This window comes from Streptomyces sp. NPDC057638 (assembly GCF_042800315.1).
Classification (GTDB): domain Bacteria; phylum Actinomycetota; class Actinomycetes; order Streptomycetales; family Streptomycetaceae; genus Streptomyces.
This window is the reverse complement of sequence record NZ_JBHVHF010000539.1, coordinates 1-2,720: the sequence shown is the minus strand read 5'-3', so window position 1 is coordinate 2,720 and position 2,720 is coordinate 1. Positions and strand designations below refer to the sequence as shown.

The 2,720-nt window shown below is 74.1% G+C and carries 2 protein-coding genes; one reads left to right on the top strand and one right to left on the bottom strand.

Features of this window, described 5'->3' with window-relative positions:
• Positions 1-1,006: 1,006 nt before the first annotated feature.
• Complete coding sequence (locus ACFVIM_RS34515; protein ID WP_384310171.1) at positions 1,007-1,330, bottom strand: hypothetical protein; 324 nt, start codon at positions 1,328-1,330, stop codon at positions 1,007-1,009.
• A 137-nt stretch (positions 1,331-1,467) separates the two neighbouring features.
• On the opposite strand from ACFVIM_RS34515, the gene ACFVIM_RS34510 reads away from it, so the two are divergent.
• The gene (locus tag ACFVIM_RS34510; protein ID WP_384310169.1) at positions 1,468-2,511 is read left to right on the top strand and encodes a LuxR C-terminal-related transcriptional regulator; all 1,044 of its coding nucleotides are present in this window, start codon (positions 1,468-1,470) and stop codon (positions 2,509-2,511) included.
• The last annotated feature ends 209 nt before the right edge of the window (positions 2,512-2,720 follow it).

Below are 2,720 nucleotides of genomic sequence, written 5' to 3'. Positions count from 1 at the left end.
CGCCACCCCCAAAACCCATATTTTTGTCGGGGGGGGGGGCCCCCCCCCGCGGGGGTGGGGGGGGGGGGGGGGGGGGGGGGGGGGGCGGGGGGGGCGTGCGGTCGGCGGCCGGTCCCGCCTCCCGGGCGGCGGCCCGGCCCGGGTCACGGGCGGGCCCGGCCGGGCCGGGATGGCGGATGGATCCGCCGGCGGCGGCGCGGATCCAGCATTCGACAGGACGGACAGTCCGGTGGACAGGGCCACGAACAGTCCGGTGGACAGGGGCGCGGCCGGTCCGGCGGATGGGGGCGCGGCCGGTCGGGTCCCGCGCTCGTCCGTCGCGGCTGGCGGGCAGGACGGTCCGGCGAGGGGGTGACCTCGGTGCCGGGGGGGCTGGAGCGCGGTGGGTCTCAGGGCGGGGCGGGGGCTCGGGCCGGGTGGCGCGTTCGGGAGCCGTGCGACGGGCTCAGGACGGGAGAGGACGCCTCAACGTCCGGGCCAGGGGCTGGCTTTCGGGTGCGGGGCGGCCATCCATGCGGCGGGTCCGGGGGGCAGCTCCGGACATCGAGGGCGGGGTCCACACGGCGGGTCCGGGGGGGAGGTCCGGACGGGAGGTCATGGGGTGGGTCCGGGGGGCAGGTCCGGACGGGGGCGGGCACCGGAGCCGGAGGCGGCGCGCTCCGTACGGCCGGATCCGGACGGCGGCGGTCGCGGACGGTACGGCGGGTCCCGGCTCCCGGGTGTCAGCTCCCCCAGGTGAGGTCACGGCCCTGGCCGGGCGAGACGCCCTCGGCACAGGGGGCATGAGCGGCGGATCCCCGGAACGTGTGTGCCCGCGCGGCCGTCCACGGCCCACGGGGTTCCTGGAGTCCGCCCCGGGGTCTTCCCTGGGATCTCGTGTACGGGGAGGTGGACCAGCGCATGGTGGAGCTCCTGTTCACGGTGGTTGGTCGAACCGTGCACATGGTGCTCAGTGACCGTGGAGCGAGGGAAGCGAATGCTGTTGCCGCATCCGGCCCTGTCCCAATCAGGCCATGGTGGCCGGGTCCTCCCCCAGCTCCGGCCGGCAGGGCAGGGCGAGCACCACCTCACACCGAATCAGCCGAACGCCCCGCAGCGCTGGGACGATGCGCAGGGCACGACGGCAGAGCGTGGCCACCCTCGCCTCGGCCGACTCAACAGTTTCAGCCATCACGAAGACACCAAGGACCGGCCCGGCCGGGCCGTCCGGGTGGCACGCGATGTGCTGGACGCCCCGGCCCCTCAGCGCGGAGGCCCGTACCAGGCCCAACGCCTCCCGGGGCAGCTCCGCCCCGGTACCGGTCGCCAAGTGGGCATGAACGAGGTACATGTCGGATCCTGGTGGTAGGCACGGATTTGGGGGTCCCTCGGTTCGGGTGCGGCGCTTTGGCCGAAGGCGCCGTTTCCCTGGGGCTTTGTGTGCGGCACAATCGCTTCCGGTCACGGTCACGTCAGAACAGGGAACCGATGCTGAAGGCACTGGGGCTGGACGTTGTCTCCGAGCGGGTGTATCGAGCCATGTTGACCAACCCCGATGAGGATGTGTCCCGGCTCGCGGCCCGGCTATGTCTGTCGCCCACCGCGATGAGTCAGGCGCTCGACCGGCTCAGCGAACTCTCCTTGGTCTATCCCGCCGCCCGTGAGTCGGAGGTCCCCCGGGCGCTCGGTCCCGAGCGGGCCATGGGGATCCTGCTGGCCCGCCAGGAGGCCGCACTGGCCGCCCAGCGGGAACGTACGGAGTCGGCGCGCGCCGCCGCCGCGCGCATGCTCGCCGAGTACGCTGCCGCGGATCCGCACGGCACAAACGACCTCATGGAACGTCTCCACGGGATCGACACGATTCGTCACCGCCTGGCCCAACTCGGTGACAGCGCGCAGCGATCCGTCATGACCTTCGCCCCCGGTGGCGGCCACAGCGAGGAGGACCTCCGCGCCAGCCGTGGCCCCAACGAGGCCATGCTCGCACGCGGGGTGCGGTTACGGACCGTCTACCTGGACAGCGTCCGAAATCATGCCCCGACCCTGGACCACGTCCACTGGCTCAACCAGTGCGGGGCCCGGGTGCGCACGGCACCCTCGCTGCCGCTGCGCATGATCATCGTCGACCGTGAGACCGCCGTCCTGCCGATCGATGTGAGCGACGCCCGGGACGCCGCGCTGGTGCTCCGGGGCGACAGTCTGATGGTGGCGCTCTGCGCCCTGTTCGAGCAGACATGGGCCAGCGCACAGCCCGTCGGCGAGCCCCCACGGCCCTCCGACGAGAGCGAACTGACCCGCCGGGAACGCGAGGTCCTGCGACTGCTGGCCGAGGGCCACACCGACGAGTCCGTGGCCAAGCGCCTCGGCATCTCCTCCCGCAGCGCCCGCCGTATCGTGGCCACCCTGCTGCGCCGGCTCGACGCGCGTAGCCGGTTCGAGGCGGGTATTCGCGCGGTGATGGCCGGGTGGCTTCCGGACGGCTCGATAACGCCCCTGCGACCCCCCGCCCCGGGCGACCCCCGGAGCACCTGACCGCCCCGCGCCCGCCGCGCCGTCCCGCGTCGCTACGGAGGTCCCGCCCCGGCCCTATGACGGTCCAGCGGCGCGGGACCGCCACAGGGCCGGGTACGGAGGTACGGAGGCGGGCTCAGCGCGGCGACAGCGCGGCCGCCCAGGACAGTTCGCCCTCCGGCCCGTCCGGGCGGAGACAGGTACGCGGGGCCAGTGCGGTCCCGGTCGCC

Bases quoted from the DNA above. Each gene is read 5' to 3' on its own strand.
- ACFVIM_RS34515 (WP_384310171.1), bottom strand. From the start codon at position 1,330: ATGTACCTCGTTCATGCCCACTTGGCGACCGGTACCGGGGCGGAGCTG.
- ACFVIM_RS34510 (WP_384310169.1), top strand. From the start codon at position 1,468: ATGCTGAAGGCACTGGGGCTGGACGTTGTCTCCGAGCGGGTGTATCGA.